General features: G+C 58.3%; 23 protein-coding genes. 10 read left to right on the forward strand and 13 right to left on the reverse strand.

From position 1 onward, the window contains the following. Positions 1–151: 151 nt before the first annotated feature. Positions 152–964 (forward strand): phytanoyl-CoA dioxygenase family protein, encoded by an 813-nt coding sequence (locus GT003_RS20005; protein WP_161701111.1) that lies wholly within the window; start codon positions 152–154, stop codon positions 962–964. A gap of 123 nt (positions 965–1,087) precedes the next feature. Next, complete coding sequence (locus GT003_RS20010; protein WP_161701113.1) at positions 1,088–1,780, forward strand: hypothetical protein; 693 nt, start codon at positions 1,088–1,090, stop codon at positions 1,778–1,780. Positions 1,781–2,057: 277 nt separating this feature from the next. Here GT003_RS20010 and GT003_RS20015 read toward each other — a convergent pair whose 3' ends face one another. From GT003_RS20015 to GT003_RS20030, 4 genes are all read right to left on the reverse strand, one after another. Next, positions 2,058–2,198 carry a tyrosine-protein phosphatase gene (locus GT003_RS20015; protein WP_161701115.1) on the reverse strand — a complete coding sequence of 47 codons (141 nt, stop codon included), beginning with the start codon at positions 2,196–2,198 and terminating at the stop codon, positions 2,058–2,060. A gap of 39 nt (positions 2,199–2,237) precedes the next feature. Beyond that, complete coding sequence (locus tag GT003_RS20020) at positions 2,238–2,624, reverse strand: ankyrin repeat domain-containing protein (protein ID WP_161701117.1); 387 nt, start codon at positions 2,622–2,624, stop codon at positions 2,238–2,240. Between the two features lie 26 nt (positions 2,625–2,650). Continuing rightward, a complete protein-coding gene (locus GT003_RS20025; RefSeq protein ID WP_161701119.1) occupies positions 2,651–3,508 on the reverse strand; it encodes an ankyrin repeat domain-containing protein in 858 nt (285 codons plus the stop codon). A 349-nt stretch (positions 3,509–3,857) separates the two neighbouring features. Beyond that, positions 3,858–4,289: a universal stress protein gene (locus GT003_RS20030; RefSeq protein WP_161701121.1), complete on the reverse strand. Its 432-nt coding sequence runs from the start codon at positions 4,287–4,289 to the stop codon at positions 3,858–3,860. Between the two features lie 151 nt (positions 4,290–4,440). Here GT003_RS20030 and GT003_RS20035 point away from each other — a divergent pair, with 151 nt between their 5' ends. Next, positions 4,441–5,649, forward strand: a complete 1,209-nt coding sequence (locus GT003_RS20035; protein WP_161701123.1) for a low temperature requirement protein A — start codon at positions 4,441–4,443, stop codon at positions 5,647–5,649. A gap of 41 nt (positions 5,650–5,690) precedes the next feature. Here GT003_RS20035 and GT003_RS20040 read toward each other — a convergent pair whose 3' ends face one another. Together GT003_RS20040 and GT003_RS20045 are read right to left on the reverse strand one after the other, a co-directional pair. Beyond that, positions 5,691–6,170, reverse strand: a complete 480-nt coding sequence (locus tag GT003_RS20040; RefSeq protein WP_161701125.1) for a DinB family protein — start codon at positions 6,168–6,170, stop codon at positions 5,691–5,693. Positions 6,171–6,392: 222 nt separating this feature from the next. Beyond that, on the reverse strand, positions 6,393–6,845 hold the full coding sequence (locus tag GT003_RS20045; protein ID WP_161701127.1) for an SRPBCC domain-containing protein: 453 nt from the start codon (positions 6,843–6,845) through the stop codon (positions 6,393–6,395). A 130-nt stretch (positions 6,846–6,975) separates the two neighbouring features. On the opposite strand from GT003_RS20045, the gene GT003_RS20050 reads away from it, so the two are divergent. After that, entirely contained in the window at positions 6,976–7,812 is an 837-nt protein-coding gene (locus tag GT003_RS20050) for a helix-turn-helix domain-containing protein (RefSeq protein WP_161701129.1), read from the forward strand. Between the two features lie 120 nt (positions 7,813–7,932). On the opposite strand, the gene GT003_RS20055 is transcribed toward GT003_RS20050, so the two are convergent. Continuing rightward, positions 7,933–8,586, reverse strand: a complete 654-nt coding sequence (locus tag GT003_RS20055) for a DUF2306 domain-containing protein (protein ID WP_161701131.1) — start codon at positions 8,584–8,586, stop codon at positions 7,933–7,935. A 275-nt stretch (positions 8,587–8,861) separates the two neighbouring features. After that, on the reverse strand, positions 8,862–9,140 hold the full coding sequence (locus GT003_RS20060; protein WP_161701133.1) for a DUF2277 domain-containing protein: 279 nt from the start codon (positions 9,138–9,140) through the stop codon (positions 8,862–8,864). Positions 9,141–9,392: 252 nt separating this feature from the next. On the opposite strand from GT003_RS20060, the gene GT003_RS20065 reads away from it, so the two are divergent. Genes GT003_RS20065 through GT003_RS20075 form a run of 3 tightly spaced genes read left to right on the forward strand, consistent with a single transcriptional unit; the run spans position 9,393 to position 12,225 of the window. After that, positions 9,393–9,833, forward strand: coding sequence for a MarR family winged helix-turn-helix transcriptional regulator (locus GT003_RS20065; RefSeq protein ID WP_338045993.1), 441 nt, complete (start codon positions 9,393–9,395; stop codon positions 9,831–9,833). Between the two features lie 4 nt (positions 9,834–9,837). After that, a complete protein-coding gene (locus tag GT003_RS20070; RefSeq protein ID WP_161701138.1) occupies positions 9,838–11,619 on the forward strand; it encodes a DHA2 family efflux MFS transporter permease subunit in 1,782 nt (593 codons plus the stop codon). A gap of 42 nt (positions 11,620–11,661) precedes the next feature. Further along, positions 11,662–12,225, forward strand: coding sequence for an NAD(P)H-dependent oxidoreductase (locus tag GT003_RS20075; protein WP_161701140.1), 564 nt, complete (start codon positions 11,662–11,664; stop codon positions 12,223–12,225). 82 nt (positions 12,226–12,307) lie between these two features. Here GT003_RS20075 and GT003_RS20080 read toward each other — a convergent pair whose 3' ends face one another. From GT003_RS20080 to aroC, 3 genes are all read right to left on the reverse strand, one after another. Continuing rightward, positions 12,308–12,856, reverse strand: coding sequence for a DUF2812 domain-containing protein (locus GT003_RS20080; protein WP_161701142.1), 549 nt, complete (start codon positions 12,854–12,856; stop codon positions 12,308–12,310). Positions 12,857–12,859: 3 nt separating this feature from the next. Further along, entirely contained in the window at positions 12,860–13,198 is a 339-nt protein-coding gene (locus GT003_RS20085) for a PadR family transcriptional regulator (protein WP_204798943.1), read from the reverse strand. A gap of 207 nt (positions 13,199–13,405) precedes the next feature. Further along, on the reverse strand, positions 13,406–14,461 hold the full coding sequence (gene aroC, locus GT003_RS20090) for a chorismate synthase (protein WP_161701144.1): 1,056 nt from the start codon (positions 14,459–14,461) through the stop codon (positions 13,406–13,408). An 83-nt stretch (positions 14,462–14,544) separates the two neighbouring features. Between aroC and GT003_RS20095 the strand changes: the two genes are divergently transcribed. Further along, the gene (locus GT003_RS20095; protein ID WP_161701146.1) at positions 14,545–15,480 is read left to right on the forward strand and encodes a LysR family transcriptional regulator; all 936 of its coding nucleotides are present in this window, start codon (positions 14,545–14,547) and stop codon (positions 15,478–15,480) included. 101 nt (positions 15,481–15,581) lie between these two features. On the opposite strand, the gene GT003_RS20100 is transcribed toward GT003_RS20095, so the two are convergent. Continuing rightward, the gene (locus tag GT003_RS20100) at positions 15,582–16,178 is read right to left on the reverse strand and encodes a DUF3889 domain-containing protein (RefSeq protein WP_161701148.1); all 597 of its coding nucleotides are present in this window, start codon (positions 16,176–16,178) and stop codon (positions 15,582–15,584) included. Between the two features lie 79 nt (positions 16,179–16,257). Beyond that, positions 16,258–17,139: a LysR family transcriptional regulator gene (locus tag GT003_RS20105; protein WP_161701150.1), complete on the reverse strand. Its 882-nt coding sequence runs from the start codon at positions 17,137–17,139 to the stop codon at positions 16,258–16,260. 113 nt (positions 17,140–17,252) lie between these two features. On the opposite strand from GT003_RS20105, the gene dapA reads away from it, so the two are divergent. Beyond that, a complete protein-coding gene (gene dapA, locus GT003_RS20110; RefSeq protein ID WP_161701152.1) occupies positions 17,253–18,173 on the forward strand; it encodes a 4-hydroxy-tetrahydrodipicolinate synthase in 921 nt (306 codons plus the stop codon). A 189-nt stretch (positions 18,174–18,362) separates the two neighbouring features. Next, the gene (locus GT003_RS20115) at positions 18,363–19,835 is read left to right on the forward strand and encodes a methyl-accepting chemotaxis protein (RefSeq protein WP_161701154.1); all 1,473 of its coding nucleotides are present in this window, start codon (positions 18,363–18,365) and stop codon (positions 19,833–19,835) included. Positions 19,836–20,149 lie beyond the last annotated feature (314 nt).

Genomic DNA, 20,149 nt, shown 5'->3' on the forward strand with positions numbered 1-20,149 from the left:
AACCTCAGGCACGGGGTTTCACTCGATCGAGAAATATAATTCCAGCCAATGTCAATTCCGCCAATTGACAAGCGGCCTATTGGCGCTATACTAGCATTGAATTTCGATTCCATTTCATGAACGCGAGGTTGAGAAAGGGGATTGCGAGGCGATGAAGCTTACGCAGCAGCAGGTGGATTTCTTCAACGTATTCGGTTTTCTTAAACTGCCGGGGCTCTTCAAGGACGACATCGAGACGATCACGGCGCATTTCGAACAGGTGCTGCAGGCTTACGAGAAGGTCATGGGCATCCATGACGGCACGAAACGATTGATGGTTCCCTGCGTCGATTCGAGCTACTACTTGTCCAGCCTGCTGGACGATCCGCGAGTCCTGGGCGCCGCTTCTTCGCTGATCGGGGACGACTTCAACTATTGGGGAAGCGACGGCAATTATTACACGGGCGATACGCCTTGGCATCCGGACGGAACGGAGCCGAAATACACGCATATCAAGCTGGCGTTCTACCTCGACGAGCTGGACGGCTCGAACGGCGCGCTGCGCGTCATGCCTGGCAGCCACCGCGAGACCGACCGCTACGCGCTCGATCTCGCGCGGACGCTGCGCAATCCCGAGAAGCATTTCGGCATTGCGGGGTCCGATATCCCCGCGCAGGTGCTCGACGTCACGCCAGGCGACCTGCTGATTTTCAACCACCGTACGTTTCATTCCGCATGGGGAGGCGGCAGCAAGCGCCGGATGTTCACCATGAACATGTGCGAGCGGTACAAAGAAGAGGACATCGGATTCCTGCGCAAAATGATTTTGCCGCATGTCGGCGCCAACATAAGCCGCTATCACGGCGATGCGATGCTCGAGTCGGCCACGCCCGAACGGATGAAGCATCTGGAGCAGTTCATGCATCTCTGGGATTGGGACGCGGTAACGAAGGATAAGCCCGCGTTCGAATACCTTAAAGTCTAGGCACCCGGCTATAAGAAGCCGCAGCGCCATTCTTGGGCGAGCTTAACGATCTCCGCTGACATGTACCCCTTTCCTCCGGCATATGCTGTCTTGAATGCCATTGAAACGGAGGGAATCATCCGGATGAATAACAATGTCCAATACGCGGTATCGATCGTTCAGCCGTTCATTCCGTACGGCGCGGAGCTGGCCACGCTGTCGCGGCACGCGGACATGCCGGCCGTCTTGTTCGCCGATATCGACTATGATTACAACGTCGAGCTGGTCGCGTTGTACCGCTACCAAGGCGAGCAGAATCTGATCGTGCTGAAGCACGCCGGCGCCGGCTGGCATATGTTCGCCCATGCGGATGGCAAAGGCGTCTACGTCGCGGACATGGCCGCGGCCCCCGTCGCCAGAGCCGGGCAGAACAGCCTCCTGATCGGCTGGCAGCACGAAGACGGCGAGGTGGAGCTGGACATTCTGCAGTGGACGGGCGCCGGCCTGTCGCGCATCGTCCCTGACGGGATCACGTACGATTGGCTGGAGATCGAGGATATGCCGGACGCGAACGGACCGGACGGCAAATGCGAGCTGGCGCTCTGGCTGCAGGAATCGGACCAGTCGTACCGCATCGAGACCTACCGCTGGGAAGTAAACGGACTCGTGCCGGCCGCGGACGCGTACCCGTACTATTTCAGCAAAGTCGCCTACTATTACGAGCAGCTGGCTCAGCAGCAGCCGGATGTTCCCTTGTATCGGAGCGTGCTGGACGACGCGCTGCAGAGAGCGGGCTCGGGCTTTGCGCCAGGAGAGCCGGATGACGAGGCGAGCTGAACCTGCCTACGGTGCGATGAGCCTTTCGACCAGCTTTTCAAGCCCAGCTGACCGCCAGCGCTCTTAATATGTGCTTTTCGTACAGCTTTCGCGGCTAATCCGTCGACTCGGCTTCTCTGCCCGGCATCGCGAATATCGGCTCAACGACCAAACGGGAGATCCTCATAAGGAGGACCTCCCGTTTCTCGTGATTCATCGCGTTCATCGTGATGCGCCATCAATCCCGCGGCTCTTCGTTTCGTGCCGTTTCGGCTGGTGCAGCCGAAATTGGCCAAGCCTACTCCAGGTACATCGCTTTCAGCTTCGCGCGCTCTTCTTTCGTCACGCCAAGGCCTTTCTCGATGAAGCCGTCGATGGAGCCGTATTTGGCTTTCATCTCGTCCAGCGACGCTTGCAGGAATTCCTTCTGCACCCCCATCAGCGCTATCTATCTCGCAAGACAGTGCTCGCCAACACGTTATTGGAGAAAAGCGATGACCCCGGATGCGTCCTCGCCGCCTGCCTGCGCATGCGCGCGCAGCGGAATGCCGTGCGGGCCGAGGGCATCCTTGAGCGCCGGACGGTCGGCGATCATGGCCTTGACGATCTCGAGCTTGCCCAGCATCGCGGCCGCGAAGACATCGAGCCTCGCCCCGCGCTCCAGCAGGAACAGCGCAATATCCCGGCTGCCCGTATGGGCTGCCGCGCCAAGCGCCGTCTCCCAGTCTCCTCCGCCCCAGTCCCACGCGGCATTCAGCAAGCCCGGCTCCTGCGCCAAAAGTTCCTGGACACGATTCAAATCTCCATGCGCATTGCCGACGAACTCCTTGACCAGTTCCGGTGCGATTCCTTGTCTTGGCTCCATGTGCGATCTTCTCCCTCAATGATGGATTAGGCTTGCAATAAGGCTGCCGCGGCCGGATGCTCCCGCATGACGGCCAGCTCGGCGGCGGTCCGCCCGTCGTCCGTCAGCGCGGCTCGATCGGCGCCTGCTTCCAGCAGCAGCGGGATCATCGGGCTGCGGCCGAAATACGCCGCAACATGGAGCGGCGTATACCCAAGCCGCCACTTCCCCTCGCATACCGCATGAACGTCCGCGCCATGGTCGAGCAGCAGTCTGACGATATGCTCGTAATTACCCGCGATCGCCGCATGAATCGCCATGTTGTTCAAATTGCCGTCGCGGCTTCGCGCGTCGACGTCCGCTCCCCGCTCCAGCAGGAACCGCGCCGCCTCTTCGCTGCCGAAATGCGCCGCCAGCCCGAGCATCGTATACCCGTCATTGCTGTAAGCCCCGATCAGCTCCGGCGACTTCGCCAGCCACTCCGCGACCCGCTGCGTGCTCCCGACGGCGGCGGCCTCGAACGCGCCGAGCTCCGCGCCGTGGTCGAGCAGCAGCTCCTTGATCGCCGACGACCGGTAATACGCGGCCATCAGCACCGCCGTCTCTCCGCTGTCGTTGCGGGCGTTCGCAAGCGAGGCATCCTGCTGCAGCAAGGCGGATACCGTATCCGCCCGCCCCTCCTTGACCGCCTCGACCATCTCGCTGCGCAGCCGTTTCACTTGGTCGGCCAAGGACCGCGCCTTGCCGAGGAGGTCCTCCGAGGCGCCGATGCCCACGGCGAGCAAGTGCGCGACCGCCCTGGAACGGTTCGATTCCAGTCCGGCCTCGACGAGCAAATCGACCGCTTCGAGCGCATCTCCGCCCAGCCGGACGGAGAGCACCATGCTTTTCTTCTTCCCTGCCATATTCGTCGCTCCTGCGAAGTGAACTTTTGTAATTTCAGTTACAAAATTACAATAGCAAACCCGCTATATTTTGTCCATAATCTTCCTGTTAATTTGCAGATCTCACGGCATCATTCTCCGACTCCAGCCCCGGCCCGGAAGTTCGAAGGCTTAAACCGCCACTTGTGTAGAGGCGCTAACTAGCGATTGGCGTTGATTGGCGGCGAAGACTAGTAGAAGCCTCCAGCTCCGCGTATTCCGCGGCAATCGGAGGCTTCTCGCAATCGGGAGGCAATACTTACTCCTCCCGCAACTTATGTGATCTTCCAACGCTTGTAATTTGCATCAATGATGCAGCGCACCCCGCAGATTACTTCACGACGAGCAGCGGCAGCTGCGTGTGCTGCAGCACGTAATGGCTGACGCTTCCCAAGACGAACTCGCGAATCGCGCCCAGCCCGCGGCTTCCGATGACGATCAAGTCGCACTGATGCTGGTTGGCATAGTCGACGATGGTTTCTCCAGGACTGCCCTCAAGCAGCACCGCGGTCGCAAACGGAACCGCCGCTACCCGCGCTTCCGCCTCCGCCAGCAGCTCCTGCGCCTGAACGAACTGTTCCCGCTGAACGGACGTCGGCACCACCACCATGGAATCCGCGACCGCAACCGCCGCCACGCTGTATACGTACAGCACCGTCAGCTTCGCTTCCGGGTAATGCTGCACCATGTCGATTGCTCTGTCCAGCGCCTTCGCGGATGGCAATCCCCCGTCGTACGCGACAAGTATGTTGGAATAGCTCATCGTAAACGCCTCCTTCGATCGGTTCGACTCCTTTCCTATTACCCTTCTTCGAAATCGCTTTAAACATCCTTATAGTGGCTCAATTCACCATGGCCCGCCAGCCGGGCGCATGATACAATCAGGTCGACAAACGAGCGATGGGAGCGGAAAGATGAAAAGATTGATTGCAGACACGGCGATATTTCGCACCAGGGGAAGCAGCGACTCGGGGAAAGTGTCATTCATTGAATTGTTTTTCGATTTAATCTTCGTGTTTGCGGTGACGCAGTTGTCGCATTCGTTTCTGGAGCATTTCACGCTGGCAGGGGCGGTCCATCTCGGACTGCTGACGATGGCGGTGTGGTGGGCGTGGATCTTCACGGCATGGGTCATCAACTGGTTGAATCCCGAATCGGTGCAGGTCCGGCTGCTGCTAATCGCGTTGATGCTGCTCGGCCTCATCATGTCGACGTCGATTCCGGAGGCGTTCGAAAAAGCCGGCCTGTACTTCGGGGTCGCGTACGCCCTCTTTCAAACGGGGCGCACGGCGGCTACCGTATGGTTGATGCGCGGAGGGCACGACGAGCTTCGCATCAACTTTTTCCGCATCTTATGCTGGCTGTCGGTATCGGGAATCTGCTGGGTCATCGGGGGCTTCGCCCATGACGGCTGGCGGCTTGGGCTGTGGGCGGCGGCGCTCGCGATCGAGTATCTCTCGCCCTCCGTCGGCTTCTGGACGCCCCGTCTCGGGAAGACGCCGACGGCCGTCTGGGACGTCGAAGGCTCCCATATGGCAGAGCGCTGCGGACTGTTCATTATTATCGCGCTGGGGGAATCGATTCTGGTGACCGGAGCGACGTTCGCCAAGCTGGAGTGGGGCTCCGCGGCGGTCGCCGCCTTTGCCGCCGCCTTCGCCGGCACGGTCGCGATGTGGTGGATTTATTTCGACATGACCGCCAAAACCGGCCATCACTTCATCTCCCACTCGGCGGACCCGGGCCGCGTAGCGCGCTCGGCCTATACCTACACGCATCTGTTCATGGTTGCCGGCATTATCGTGACGGCCGTCGGAGACGAATTGCTGCTTGCCCATCCGACGGGCCATCTGGAAGCCAAGGCGGCCGCGGTCCTGCTTGCCGGGCCGGCCTTGTTCCTGCTCGGCAACATGCTGTTCCTGCGCATCGTCGCGAACGTCTTCCCCGCTCCGTTTATCACGGGCCTGGTCGTGCTGGCGGCGCTCTGCCCGTTTGCCGGCTCCATGCCGGCGCTGATGCTGTCGGCCATCGCGCTCGTCGTGCTGGTTGCCGTCTCGCTGTGGGGATCGGTTTTCTCGCAGCGGATCTGCCGGATCCAACCGGCCCCCGTGTACGAGCAAGCATAAAAAAACCCGCCCTAAGGGGCGGGGCGTCATACGTGCCGATCCTATTCGATTGACAACAGTCTCTTGTATGCGCGGATCGTGCTGAGATGCATGCCTTCATGGTACAGGTTGATGCTAAAGAATTGTTCCAGCGTCTCCAAAAGCAGGCCGGACGTCGTGGTGTACGGCGTGGCGACCGGCTCTTGGATGCGCGATTCATACGTTGCCTGAATCCGCTCGATCTGACCGCCGAGCCGCTCGCGCAGCTCGTCCAGCGTCGGCAGCACGGCGCCTTCCGGCGCGGTCAACGGCGACGTGCCGAATTCGAACCATGCCGCCCAGCCGTCCGGCGCGTTGAGCGGCAGACCCGTGTACTTGTATGCATACCGCTCCATGACGACGTAAATATGACCCAGATGCCAGCGAATGTTGTTGCGGAAACCTTCCGGAATCCGGTCCGCATCCCGTTCCGAGACGCCTTCCGCCAGCTTCAGCGTTTGCGCGCGAACGAAAGCCAGCTGACCATACAGATAATGTTCCATTGCAACCTCTCCTTTGTCGGGCTGCCGCCTGCGGCTGCCGAATGTTCAATCAGTATACGGCCAGGCATCTCCGGCGTAAATGTAATTTTCCATAAAAACATAAACCGGCCGGCCCTTGGCGCGAGCGTCCAAGCGTATCTAAACGGCAAAAAAAAGCGAGGGAAGCCGCTAACGCGGCACTCCCCGCTTCCATGTTCGCTGCTTGCCGCGGACGGCGATCGTTTACCAGCCGAAATTCAGCGTTTTTCCGGTTTCCGCATACGTCTTGATGCTGCTCAGAATCATCGGCCAGCTCTGCTTCGTGCTTGCGTAGGACGGATGTCCCTCCGGCCAGCGGTCGTTGACGAGCTTCAGCTTCGTAACGGCCCCGACGACTTCCAGCGTGAGCGTGACGCGCGTCTCGAGCTCCTCATGGTTCTCGCGGTAAGACGGGCCGGGATGTTCCATGTAGCTCATGCGTCGATTGACATCGTATTCCAGCACTTTTCCATAAACATGCACGGTACGCTCCCCGTCGTTGCCGGGACCCACGTACGCATAATCGGAACCGATCTCGAACGTGGATTCAAGAACGCTGCCGAAGAAAATCGCCCGCGTTCCTTCCGGCGTGACGAGCGCGTTCCACACCGTTTCCGGCGGCGCGTCGATATAGATTTCGTAGCTGAGCTCTTCCATTCCTGTTATCTCCCTTCGATTTTACCACTGTCTCTGACTTGTATCTGACGAGCTGTCTGTTACGACTATAAATCAGCCCGCGAGCAAAGTATTGTAAAAACGCGACAGGGCATGCGGAAGGAAGTTTGCCATGAACGAACGACAATCGGACCGCGGCATTTTGAAGGCGGAGGCGGCCCGGGGGAAATTCGCGCTGAATCGATTCGAACCGTCTCCCGACCTGGCCCCGTACATCGGAAACTATTGGACCGTCCGTTGGGATTTGCGCGGACAGGCTCCCTATTCGCAGACGATATTATCCTACCCCAACATCAATATGTCGTTCGAACGCGATCACAACGGCGCTTTCGCAGGGGTTCACGGCATTCCGAAGCGGACGTACACCCGCCATCTGCAGGATGAAGGCGAGGTGCTCGGCATCAAATTCAAGCCCGGCGGCTTCTATCCGTTCTGGAAGCAGCCGGCGGCGCTGCTGACCGGCGGCGTGCTCGCCCTCCGGGACATCTTCGGCGAAGAAGCGCGCGAGGCCGAGTCGCGGCTGTTTGCCGAGGAGACGGACGAAGGGAAGGTTCGTATCGCGGAAGCCTTCCTCCGCTCGCGCCTCCCCGAGCCGGACGACAACATCCCGCTCGTCGACAGCGTCGTGCAGCAGGTCATCGATAATCGGGACATCACGAAGGTGGAGGACTTGGCCGACATGTTCCACCTGAATGTCCGCTCCATGCAGCGATTGTTCAACCGCTATGTAGGCGTCAGCCCCAAGTGGGTCATTCAGCGCTTCCGTCTGCAGGAGGCCGCGGAGCTGATCGAGAAGAACGGCATCCCGGACTGGGTGTCGTTGTCCCAAAGCCTCGGCTTCTATGACCAAGCGCATTTCATCAAGAGCTTCAAGGCCATCGTCGGCAAATCGCCGGAAGAATACAGCCGTGATCTCGGGCGGAGCCCCGGGGCTGCACGGCCGGGCTGAAACACGAAGGGCTGCAAGCCGCTGCATGATCGCAGCAGGCTTGCAGCCCTTTTTCCATATCGCCCGCGCAGCGAACATACGCGAACTTCTCTTCGCTGGACGAACAACTCTCCGTTACGACTAAGACAGCTCGAACCCCGCGGTTGTTCGGTTCATGAAGAGCCGGATGAACAGCTCGGCCAGCAGCTGCAGAAGCACGATGGCCCCGTACACGGCGGCAGTGTATGCCGCTTCATAGGACAAGTCCGCCCACTCCCTGAACACGTAAGCAAGCAGATGAACAGCCATGTTCGTAAAGCAGAACGCGTAGCTTCGCACCATCCATTGCCGATGCTGCAGAATCCGACGCTTCCGGATGCTGATGATGGCAAGCACCGTAAATGCCGGCCAAAGAATATTCAGCATATTGAATGGAATGCTGACTGCCTTGCCTCCCGTCGCATAAGGCGCCATATAGCCGGATGTGAGGGAAACCGCAAGCACCGAGATCAGATAGGCATACCCGTTCCTCTTATGAAACCGGCGGAAATGCCGCAGCACCCAAGGCGAGAAATTGACCGCTCCGGCCAGCATCGCCAGGCAGGCAAACCCGAGATGCACGCGCATGACGCTCAGCCAGACAGGCAAATCAACCTGCTTGAGCGGGTTTGTTTTATGACTCAGGAAGCCTGCTGCTTCAGGATCTTGCAGAATATTCCGGTACAGCGCATAGCCTGCGATGAGCGCGGCGATGACCATCAACAAGAGTACATAAGGCCGGTTGGTTTTGGGCATCGGATTCAGAAACCTCGCACGATAGAATAAAAGAGCTCCCGGGCGCGGATTGCGCCTCGGTCCACAGTATACCGCCCCCGCAGGAAGAACGAAAGGCACGAAACTGTGTCCTCCGAACAAGGCCGAGAGCAGCGTTCGCCGGACATGCCAAAAAGCCTCGGCCTTCTAAGGTCACGAGGCCTATGAATGGCCGAGGCTTCGGCTGCATTTAAGATTCCAAGCAAGGAAACAGAAAACAGGCTTACGCTTATGATCGGATCGGACCGCTGCGGCGATCAGCTTTCGCGCGGGCCGAAACGCTTGACGGAACGAATGCGAGCCCGCTGAATTTCGATTTGCCGGTCACGCGGCTGGCTGTTCGTCACCAAGCCGGAGAGCAGCTTCTCCGCAGCCGCCGTAACCTCCTGCACGGCCAGCTGAAACGCGGCTTCATTGGCTTTCGACGGCTGATTGAAGCCCGACAGTTTCCGCACGAACTGCAGGGCCGCCGCCTGGATCTCGTCCTCCGTTGCGGGCGGATCGAAATTGAATAACGTTTTGATATTTCTGCACATGGCACTCACCTTCCATGATCGTAGTATCGTGTCGCCATCATAGCACCGATTCTCAATTTTTGTAAGTATTCCCCTCTGTTCAATATTCTCAGGATGGCCTGATGAAGGGATGCGGATACTAGGTACTACAACTGTGTCTCTCTCGGTTTGTTGGCAAAAATGGTACAAAGTATTTATATGTGTCGATTGACATATGTATAGATTGGGTAGATAATAGTTCGCATGCGAAATATCTTGCGAAGGGAGTATCCAGTGGGAGAACAATGGATTTTGGGTATTTTCCAGACTTATCGCGAAGTGAATCAAGCCTTCTTCCAGCTGCTGTCCAAAGCGGCGAGCAAGCATAAGCTTACGGCCCTTCAGCTCATCGTGCTTCGGGTGCTTCGCGAGCATCCGGAGATCCGCTTGACGGAGCTTGCCGAGAAGCTGAACCTGGGCAACAGCACGACAAGCGGCATCGTGGACCGCATGGTCAAAGCAAGCCTCGTGGAACGGGAGCGCACCAAGCAGGACCGCCGCGCGATGACGCTGACGCTGACGGATAAAGGCATGGAACTATGGCGCGAAACAGATGCGACCCGGCTGAATTTGCTGCGTCCGCTGCTTGATCTTCCGGAAGACGACCAACGGGAGCTCGAGCGCATTCAGCAAGACGTATTGCGCATCTTAAGACAATCAAGGGAGGAAGCTTAACGTAATGACTACTATGGTATCCAATCAATTGCGCAAAGGACCGATCATGGCCTCCTTGCTCATCGCGGCATTCGTTGCACTGCTGGCGCAAACCGTGCTTAACGTCGCGCTGCCGAAAATGATGGAGGATCTCGACGTCGGGGAAAGCACGATTCAATGGCTGTCCAACGGCTACATGCTGGTGAACGGCGTGCTCGTCCCGATCAGCGCTTATCTGATTAACCGCTTCACGACCCGCAGGTTATTCATGGTCGCATCGATCTTATTCGCCATCGGCACGGTCATCTGCGCCCTGTCGAGCGGCTTCGACGTTCTGCTGGCCGGCCGTCTCGTCCAAGCTTGCGGCGCCGGCATTCTCATGCCGCTGATGACCATCGTCATCCTGACGATCTTCCCCGTCGAAGAACGCGGCAAGGCCATGGGCATGATGGGCGTCGCGATGATCTTCGCGCCGGCCGTCGGGCCGACGCTGTCCGGCTGGATCGTCGAAAATTACGATTGGCATGTTCTGTTCTACATCATACTGCCGCTGGCGATTCTAGCCGTCGTATTCGGCGCCTTCTCGATGAAGGACGTCATCAAGACTTCGCGTCCGAAGCTTGACGTGCTCAGCGTCATTCTGTCCACGCTCGGTTTCGGCGGGCTGCTGTACGGCTTCAGCGAAGCGGGGACAGCCGGTTGGGATTCCACCGAAGTCATCGCTTGCCTAGCCGTCGGTGCCGTCTCGCTCGTGTTATTCATCGTCCGCTCGATTCTCGCGAAGCTGCCGCTGCTCGAGATGCGCGTGTTCAAGTACCCGATGTTCTCGCTTACGGCTCTAATCAATGCCATTATCACGATGGCCATGTACTCCGGCATGATTCTGCTGCCGATCTTCTTGCAAAACATCCGTCACTTCACGCCGCTCGAATCCGGATTGCTCCTGCTTCCGGGCGCTGTCCTGATGGGCATCATGTCGCCGATTACCGGCATGGTCTTCGATAAGATCGGCGCGCGCTGGCTCGCCGTGATCGGTCTGATCATCACGGCCGTCACGACGTACGAGTTCAGCCAGCTCGAGGCCGATACGACTTATAATCATATGATGCTGTTCTATACGCTTCGGATGTTCGGGATGTCCATGTTGATGATGCCGATCCAAACTGCCGGCCTCAATCAGCTGCCTCGCCGCTTGAACGCGCACGGCTCGGCCATGTCCCAGACGCTCCGGAACGTCTCCGGCGCGCTCGGTACCGCCATTCTCGTGACGCTCATGACGAACAGCGCGGCCTCGCATGCGAAGGAGCTGACGATCTCGGGCCATGTCGATCCGTCGGACAAAGCAAAAATGGGCGAAATCGCGCAGCAAGCCACGATCTACGGGATCAACCATTCCTTCGTCGTCGCCACTTGGCTGACCGTTGCCGCGCTCGTGCTCGCATTCTTCATCCGCAAGGTGTCGCCGCGCGAGGACGCGGTGCAAGAACCGGTCCAGGTTGCGACGGAGATGCAGGCGATTCCCGTGCCGGCAGCGCGGGAAGCAGCCCTTGCGCCGGAAGCAGCCGAGAACGCCGCTCGCCCGGAACGGCAGGGCGCCGACGACGAGTTCCGCGATGCCATCCGAGGATTTCTGAAAACCCCCGAGCCGGCGGCGGACAACGGGAATTTTAACGATAAAGAATATCGGAAGGCGCTTCTTCAGCTGCAGGGCAATGCCAAGGCTGAGGAACGCCTGGAAGAAATGAGCGATAAAGCATACCGGGAGACGCTGAAGAAATTGACCGGGTCCCTAAAAGAAAACGAGTGAGGAATCGCTCTTGATTTCCCAACCTAGAGAGGAGCTTTCACGATGAAAATGTATATTGTTTACGATAGCGAAGCAGGGCACACGGAACAGCTTGCAAGGTCCATTGCCAAAGGGGCCCAAAGCGTAGAAGGCGCGGAGGTTTTCATCAATCACGTCAAAAAGGCGAACGTCAACGATCTCGAGCAGATGGATGCGATTATCTGGGGATGCCCCGGACACTTCGGCACCATCAGCTCCGGCTTGAAGGAATGGATCGATAAACTCGGCTATCTATGGGCGAACGGGAAGCTGGTCGATAAGATCGGCGCCGTATTCTGCACGACGGCAACCATTCACGGCGGCAGCGAAGCCACGCTGCTGAACCTGATTACGCCGATGCTTCATCAAGGGATGATAATCGTCGGCTTGCCGGCCAATATACCGGAGAACGCGCTGTACGGCAGTTATTACGGCGTAGGGGTGACGTCTCCCGTCGAAGATACCCATGACGTGCTGAGTCAATCGCTGTTTGCGAAAGGCCTCGCATTGGGAGAAGCCTTGGGCGCGCGCGTGGCCAATGCGGCCACCGTGTATGCGGCGGGCAAGCAAACTCGGGAGAGCATGTAACCGATCATAGCGAGAGCGCGGACCGATAAGGGCCGCGCTCTTTTTTAATTATCGGCTATCTGCTCTGCGCAAGCTGAAACTGTCACGAGGTAATTCTCTTGATCTTGCGGTTCATCTTCACGACCCCGGTTCCGAGCAGCAGGAAGAGCAGCGCATAGATCGCAAGCACGGGGATGACGATTCCCCATAAATGGCCGTTCGCTCTCGGCAGCAAATTAATGCCGTTCAAACACATGATGAACAGATTAATCAACAGCATCACGGCCATCATGCTGCGCAGCCGTTTATAGTGCGTGACGAGCGATTCCCGGTCCGTATAGAGCTGCGGGTCCTCCTCCGGCCGCCATGCCCTGCGAAAATAAAACCATGCAGGCGTGCAATTCCCCCTAAACTCCCAGCCGGCATCGCGATAAAGCTCCAAGTACTCCTCGCGCTTTTCCTTATTCAGTCCGAGCTGGTAATCCAACCGATACGTATACCGGACGGATGCATCCCGTTCGAATTCGTTGCGTATGATTCCGCCGCGTTTCCACTGCAGCCCCTGCCGGGACAGCTCGTTGATCCACTTCTCCTCCTGCTCGTATTGCCAGCTGAACCACAGGCGGTATTTCGTCTCGACCTGCTTCCCCATGCCTCACGCCTCCTCTGGGTGAATGATGCGCCGCCCGGAAGCGAGCAGCTCCTCCAACCGCTTCATCTCGGCAGCGACCGTGTCTCTGCCGTCCTGCGTAATGCTGTACATCTTGCGCCTGGCGTCCGTTCCTTCCGGGACGGGGTAGTGGTCGATAAGCCCCTTGCCGAGCAGCGTGTTTAGCGCCGTATACAGCGTGCCTGCACCGATCTTCACCCTGCCGTCGCTCATGCCCTCGACATCCTGCATGATGCCGTACCCATGCGAAGGCTGCGCATATAGCGCGATCAAAATGTAATAAAAGGCCTCGGTCAGCGGAAGCATGCCTTTCACGTCGGCCATCGCGGCTGTCCACCTCCATTTACTCTGACTCTCGATATATCGTATATTGATATATTAACATCTGTTATATCGACTGTCAATATAGTTTGCTGGGTATTTGGGTCATCTTCCCACCGCTTAAACAACAAGAACCCTGGACGCCTCCTATACAAGGCGATCTCAAGGGTTCTCCGCGTTACGTATTACTTCTTACGCGCAGCTAGCTGCTCAATCTCGCAACGCCGCTTGCCGTTTGTAGTGATCTTCCAGCACGAGACAGGCCATCGCTTCGATAACCGGCACGATTCGAGGGCAAATACAGGGATCATGCCGCCCCTCCGTCCCAATGGTCCGCTCTTCCCCCTCCACGTTCACCGTGCGCTGCGGCACGGAAATCGAGGAGGTCGGCTTAACGACGACCCGGAACACGATATCCGCTCCCGTGCTGATGCCGCCCAGAATGCCGCCCGCATGATTGCTTAGGAACCCATCCGCATCCATGCCGTCGTTATGCTCGCTGCCCAGCATCCCGGCTGCGGAGAAGCCTGTGCCGAATTCGATGCCCTTGACCGCGCCGATCGACAGCATCGCCTTCGCCAAATCCGCGTCCAGCTTATCGAATACCGGTTCTCCCAAACCGGCCATCGCCCCGCTGATGCGGCATTCGACGATACCGCCGACGCTGTCTCCCCGGGCAGCCAGCTCCGTGATGCGCGCCTCCATGCGGACTGCCGCCTCGGGGTCGCAGGCGCGAACGTTATTCTTCTCGATCTCGTCCGGCTGATACGTCCGACAGGCAATGCCGCCGATCTCCCGCGTATACGCGACGATGCCGACGCCTCTGGCCTCCAGCAGCTTGCACGCGACCGCGCCCGCGGCCACCCTTGCCGCCGTTTCCCTGCCGGAAGCCCTTCCGCTCCCCCGGTGATCCCGAAGGCCGTACTTTTTCAAATAGGCGTAATCGGCATGCCCCGGACGAAACGTCTGATCCATCCCGTCGTAGGCGCTCGGCCGCATATCCGTGTTCTGCAGCATCAAGCACAGCGGCGTTCCGGTCGTGCGCCCTTCGAACATCCCGGACAGGATGCGGACAAGATCGTATTCTTTCCTTGGCGTGGTCACCGACGACTGTCCCGGCTTGCGGCGGTCCATCTGGACCTGGATATATCGCTCGTCAATTTCTAGTCCCGGGGTTACCCCGTCCACGATAACGCCGACCGCTTCGCCGTGCGATTCTCCGAACGTCGTAATTTTGAATGCCTCTCCGAATGAGCTCCCTGCCATATGAAGACCTCCATGATGATGAATTGATCCCTTAGGATTGTTCGCTTACGTTGGTTATGATTATAATGAATGCAAAGCGATAAATGAAATCGGTATTTTCACAGTTTGTCATAGAGGTGATTGATATCAGCGTAAAGCTGCATTTGGAATGGTATCGAATGTTCCTGCATACGGCGAGGAGCGGCAATTTGACGAAAGCCGCGCAAGAGCTGCATCTGACGCAGCCTTCCGTCAGCTATGCCATCAAGCAGTTGGAAGAAGGACTGGGAGTGAAGCTGTTCGACCGGCAGTCCAAAGGAGTCTCGCTGACGCCGGAGGGGGCGGCTTTGCTGGCCTTCGTCGAGCAGTCGCTGTCGCTGCTGGAAGCCGGGGAACGTAAAATGGCCGCGCTCCAAAGCCGCGCGTCGGGCGAGCTGCGCATCGGATCCAGCGGACCGCTCATTAAGCACAAGCTCCTTGCCCCGCTCGACCGGCTCCGCAGCGAGTTCCCGGGCATCGAGCTTCGCCTCTACCAAGGCAATACCGCGCAGATCGGGACCTGGCTGAAAGAAAACCGCATCGACATCGGCATCGTTCATCTGCCTTCGGACGACCCCGAGCTGGATACGCGTCCACTGGCCGCCATCCAAGACTGCTTCGTCGCCGGGCCGCAGTATCGCGAGTCCGCCGAGCACCCGCTTGCTGCGGAGGAGCTGGCCGCGCTCCCGCTGCTGCTCCTCTCCGGCGGCAGCAGCACGCGGCAGTTCGCCGAGCGCTGGTTCGCCGAGCAAGGACTGGCCGTTGATGCGGCCATCGAGCTGAACAGCACCGAGATGCTGGTCGAGTTCGCCAAGCGCGGCTACGGCGCCGCCTTCGTGACGCGCGCGTTCGTCCGGCAGGAGCTGCAGGACGGGGAGCTGTTCGAGCTGCGCACCGCGGAGCCGATCCCGGAGCGGCGCATAGGCGCAGCCATTCGGCGAGGCATGTCGCTGCCCGTGATCGGGCAGCATTTCATGAACTTGCTGTTGGAGCAGGAATAGGCGGACCTATGTTTAACGAGCGCATGACACCAGAAGGAGCCCCTCGCATTAGCGGCGCAGGGGCTCTTTATTTTGCAGCGAATGCAGCGGACGGACGGCCGTTACTCCGAGAAACTCCGAATCGGCTCGAATTTGACGCCCAGCGCCTTGTTCGTCGCGGGATTATAGCTTACGGTGACTCTCATGACTTGGCTTCGTCCTCCTTGACGGAACCAGAACCGGAAGACTTGGCTCGATGCTTCCTTGCCTAGGCATGCGCAGCCGAACGGCCGCCAGCCGACGATCTCCGCCCCCGGATATTCCGCTTGCACGGCTTCGTTCGCATACCGGCTCCAATGCCCGTACGACAGGAGGATCGCATCCGTCTTCTCGATTCGCGAAGCCCGGGCTCGGTCCGGACTCGCCGCCTCGTCGACAGTGACGTAAACGCCGAATTCGCGGTCGTTTTCTTGCATCCAGAACTTATAGACGAACCGCTTCGGCGCCGGCCATTCCGCCTTGCAGCCGACATACAGCAGGTCCACGAGGGCAGCCTTCGGATAACGCTCCTGCGCGGCTTTCCTCGCTGCGCCGATCCATTTGATGTATTGGTGATAACCGTCTGCCGGATCGTACTTCGCCGGCGCCGCCGAGGTTAACACGGGGACGCTGACGGACAGCAACAGGAGCACAATCAGAATCGCGAACAGGCGTTTCATGCCAAACCTTCCTTCGCATGCATTTGGAGCTATTATGAGGCTAAACGCCTGTCTCGATACGTCCTTGCGGCCGATTCTGCTAGACGGCCCTGCCGATCGACAACTGGCTTATGAATTCCCGCTGGGCATGGGAAAACCATTTCTTCGGGTGCGTCACAAGCTGGAGGTCCAATCGAATATCGGGATGGGTAAAAGGAAGCGCAGCCAGCTCTCCCCGCTGGATCTGTTCTTCCACAGCCATGCGCGGAAGCAGCGCTATTCCTTCTCCGACCATCACGCAGCGTTTGATAGCCTCCGGATTGCCAAGTTCAAGTCCGATCCGAAAAGCGATGCTATTCGCTCTCAGCACCTTCTCCAGCATAATGCGATAATTACAACTGTCCTCGCTCATATACCACTCCATTCCCGAGAGATGCGCCAGCTGCACCGTATTCAGCCGCGTAAGGGGGTGTCGCGGATTCGCGACGAGCACCAGAGACTCTTCCCTGATCGCGCGCCATTCCAACGAAGGATCAAGCTGCCCGCTTCCCAAAATAAGTCCTAAATCCAGCTCCCCCTCCCTCACGCGATGGGCAATGGCAATCTCGCTGTCCGGCCGGAGCCGAATGGCCAGCTCGGGATATTCCCGGCGCAGCCGTTGAATATGAGGCGGGAGATAATAGGACGCGATGGAGTCGATGGTTCCGATCGATAACGTCCCCCCGCCTTGCTTGGCCATTCTCTCCTTCGACTCTTGGAATAAGTCGAGCATTTTGATCGTCAGCCTGAGCAGTTCTTCGCCGGCCGCCGTGAGGCGCAGACCTCGGCCGAACCGCTCGAACAGCTCTACGCCATACGCCTTCTCCAGCTTTTGAACTTGCGTTGTCACGCTGGACTGCGCATAGCCCAATTCCTCTGCCGCACGCGTGAAGCTCTGTCGCAGGGCGACCTCGCGAAAGGTTTGCAAATAAATCAAATCCATCTGCCGCACATCCACTCATCAATAATTTTGATTTCACTTATCATTTATTATAGATAACTTCGATAGTAATTACATGCTACATTTAACGTACAAAATTATTAGGAGGTGCTGGCGTGTTGAAAGAAGCGGATCTACGGGGTATTTTCGTCCCGGTCGTCACGCCGTTCTCGTCCGACGAGGAGCTTGACGAAGCCTCCTTCGAGCGTTATTTGGCTCACTTGCTGTCGTACGACATACAGGGAGTCGTCATTAACGGGACGACGGGCGAGTCGCCTACTGTTGCTTGGGAAGAGGTGGGCAGGCTGGTACGCCGGGCACAAGCTATCATGGCGGCCCGCAAGAAAAGGATACCTCTCATCGTCGGAACCGGCACGAACGATACGCGTACGACGGTTCGGCGGACCGAGATTGCCGGACAATGGGGTGCCGATGCAGCGCTGGTCGTCGTTCCGTATTACAGCAGACCATCGCAGGCCGGGATCGTTGAACATTTTCGAAGAACATCCCGGACTGGGCTGCCGGTCATCGCATACGAAATTCCGGCCCGAACGGGCGTGAATCTGACACTGTCGAGCGCTGCAGAAATTCTGGAGATGGACGGAGTCATTGGCATGAAGGACAGTTCCGGGGGCACAGAGCTCATCTCGGCGCTGGCGCATCTAACTTCAAAGCCTGTCCTATGCGGGGAAGATGCGTTATTTCACACCATGCTGAGCCAAGGTGCGGCCGGAGGATTCCTGGCTTCGGCCAACGTATTGACGAACAAGTTTATCGAGGTGTTCAGTCGGCACCGGAGCGGCGAAACGGAGCGATCCAAGAGGGCGTTCGACTCTCTCGCTCCCCTGATCAGGCTGCTGTTCGAGGATTCCAACCCCGCTCCGCTCAAGCACCTGCTCACAGACCGAGGTCTTATCGCATCCGATACCCTTCGAGCGCCGCTGCGTCCCGTATCCTCGGAACTTAAGGCCGAGTTAGAACAGGCATGGCGAGACATCAACGCTGCGGGCAAACAAACTGAGAATGGGACTGATTAGCGATATAACGAAGGGTGATTCAACCCAATATATGCACCTAACCATCCAACCACAGCCCCCTCAACAGATCGACGACATCCGCCAATAGTCTTGCTCTATCGACAAAACGAATGAAATTTCGTTGTCGAACGAAAACGTCTATGGTAAGATTTTCCTAAATATTGGATGGAAAGAGAGAGTGGGCAACCCGTGAAGCTTACGGAAACGCTGCATAACCGCAATAAACTGCTCGTTTATATTATTTGGGCGATGCTCGGGCTCGGCTTGGTCGTCGATTCCCTGACAACGGCCCCGATGTCTTCGATCATCACGCTGCTTATCGTCGGCGGCCTCTCCTGCGCGACCGCGACGCTGCTGACCTTCAAGCGCTGGCTGCCGAACTACATCATGTACTTCATCTCCGGCATCGTGACGGTGCTGACCTTGCTCCTAATCATGACGGGTCCGATCTGGTCCACGTACCTGCTCGTATTCGTCAATCTCGTAATCATGACCTTGTACAGCAACTCGCGCTCCATCGCATTCTCCGGAATCTCGGGCGCCGTCTTAACGGTCTGCTTGTTCCAGACCGATTACGCTGCCGATCTGTTCCCCGATCAAGACGTCTTCTCCGTTATGATGTATTTCGTCCTGATTGCCGTGCCGCTCTTCGCGTCCGCGAAGTTCAGCGAGCGGCTGCAATCGGAGGTGTTCGCGCAGAGCGACAGCGCCATCGAGGAGAAAAACCGCTCGCAAGCCATCGTCGGCCGCATAACCGGTTCACTCGACACGCTGCACGCGTTCAGCACCAATCTCAAGACGAACATCGCCTCGACGAGCGCGATTTCAAGCGAAGTCTCCTCTTCGTTCGGCGAAATCACGGGCAGCATCGAGACGCAAACGTCCAACGTCACGGACATCAGCTCTTCGATGCAGCTGTCCCGTCAAGCCGTCGCATCGCTAGCCGAGCTGTCGACGGAGATGCGCTCGCTATCCGTCAGCTCGGCGGAGCTGTCGCTCGAAGGCAGCGGCAAAGCCGAAGCGCTGGAGCGCCGGATGCTTCAGGCCGACGAGACGATTCGCGCCTCAGCGGCCTTGATGGACGAGCTGCGCGAGCAGACGGCGGCCATCGGCGATATCGTGGCGGCGATCAAGCATATCTCGACGCAGACCAACCTGCTTGCCCTGAATGCGGCCATCGAGGCGGCGCGCGCCGGCGAGCACGGCAAAGGCTTCGGCGTCGTGTCGCGCGAAATCCGCAATCTCGCGGAATCGTCCCGCCAATCGACCGAGGAGATCGAGTCGATCCTCGAAATGATCCGCCTGAAGACAAGCGAAGCCGCGGAGAAGGTCGATCAGGGCCGGACGGCAATCGTCGAGAGCAGCTTAGCCGCCAAAGGAGTCGCGGAAGCCATGCACGCGATCGCCGGCAACTCCGGAGAGGTCGAGCGCCAGTCGGAAGAAGTGGCAAGCTCTGCGGGCGACCTTCATCTCCGCTATGCCGGCATGACCGATCAGGTCGTGACCATCGCCGGTCTGACCGAGCAAAACATGGCCGCCATTCAGGAAATCGCCGCCAGCATGAGCACGCAGGACGCACGCATCGGCGACGTCATGAACAGCTTCCTGCAGCTGGATCAGTTGGCGGCAGAACTCAGCCGCATGGCCGGGAAGGACGATTAATCCGCGCCAGTAATGAAACCGCTGCATGTGAAGGCGTTCAGCACCCACCGGAAGTTACCGAACGTTCAACGTAAATTCGGGCTGACGCCTAACGGTTGCCAGCGGTGCTATTCCTCAAAAAATACAGCTGTATAAACGCTAACGGTTATGGGTAACGTTATTTGGCGCATAGGAGCTGCTTAGCACGGAAAAGTCTCTCCATAAGCCTCCTGACAACCGTTAGCGATTTAAAATGGCCATTTTGAACGGAATAGCCCTCCGTACAACCGTTAGAAAAATGTCACTCGTTTGATTTCCGCAAGCATGACGAAAAT

Origin of the sequence: Paenibacillus sacheonensis (genome assembly GCF_009909195.1) — a bacterium.
GTDB lineage: Bacteria > Bacillota > Bacilli > Paenibacillales > Paenibacillaceae > Paenibacillus_Z > Paenibacillus_Z sacheonensis.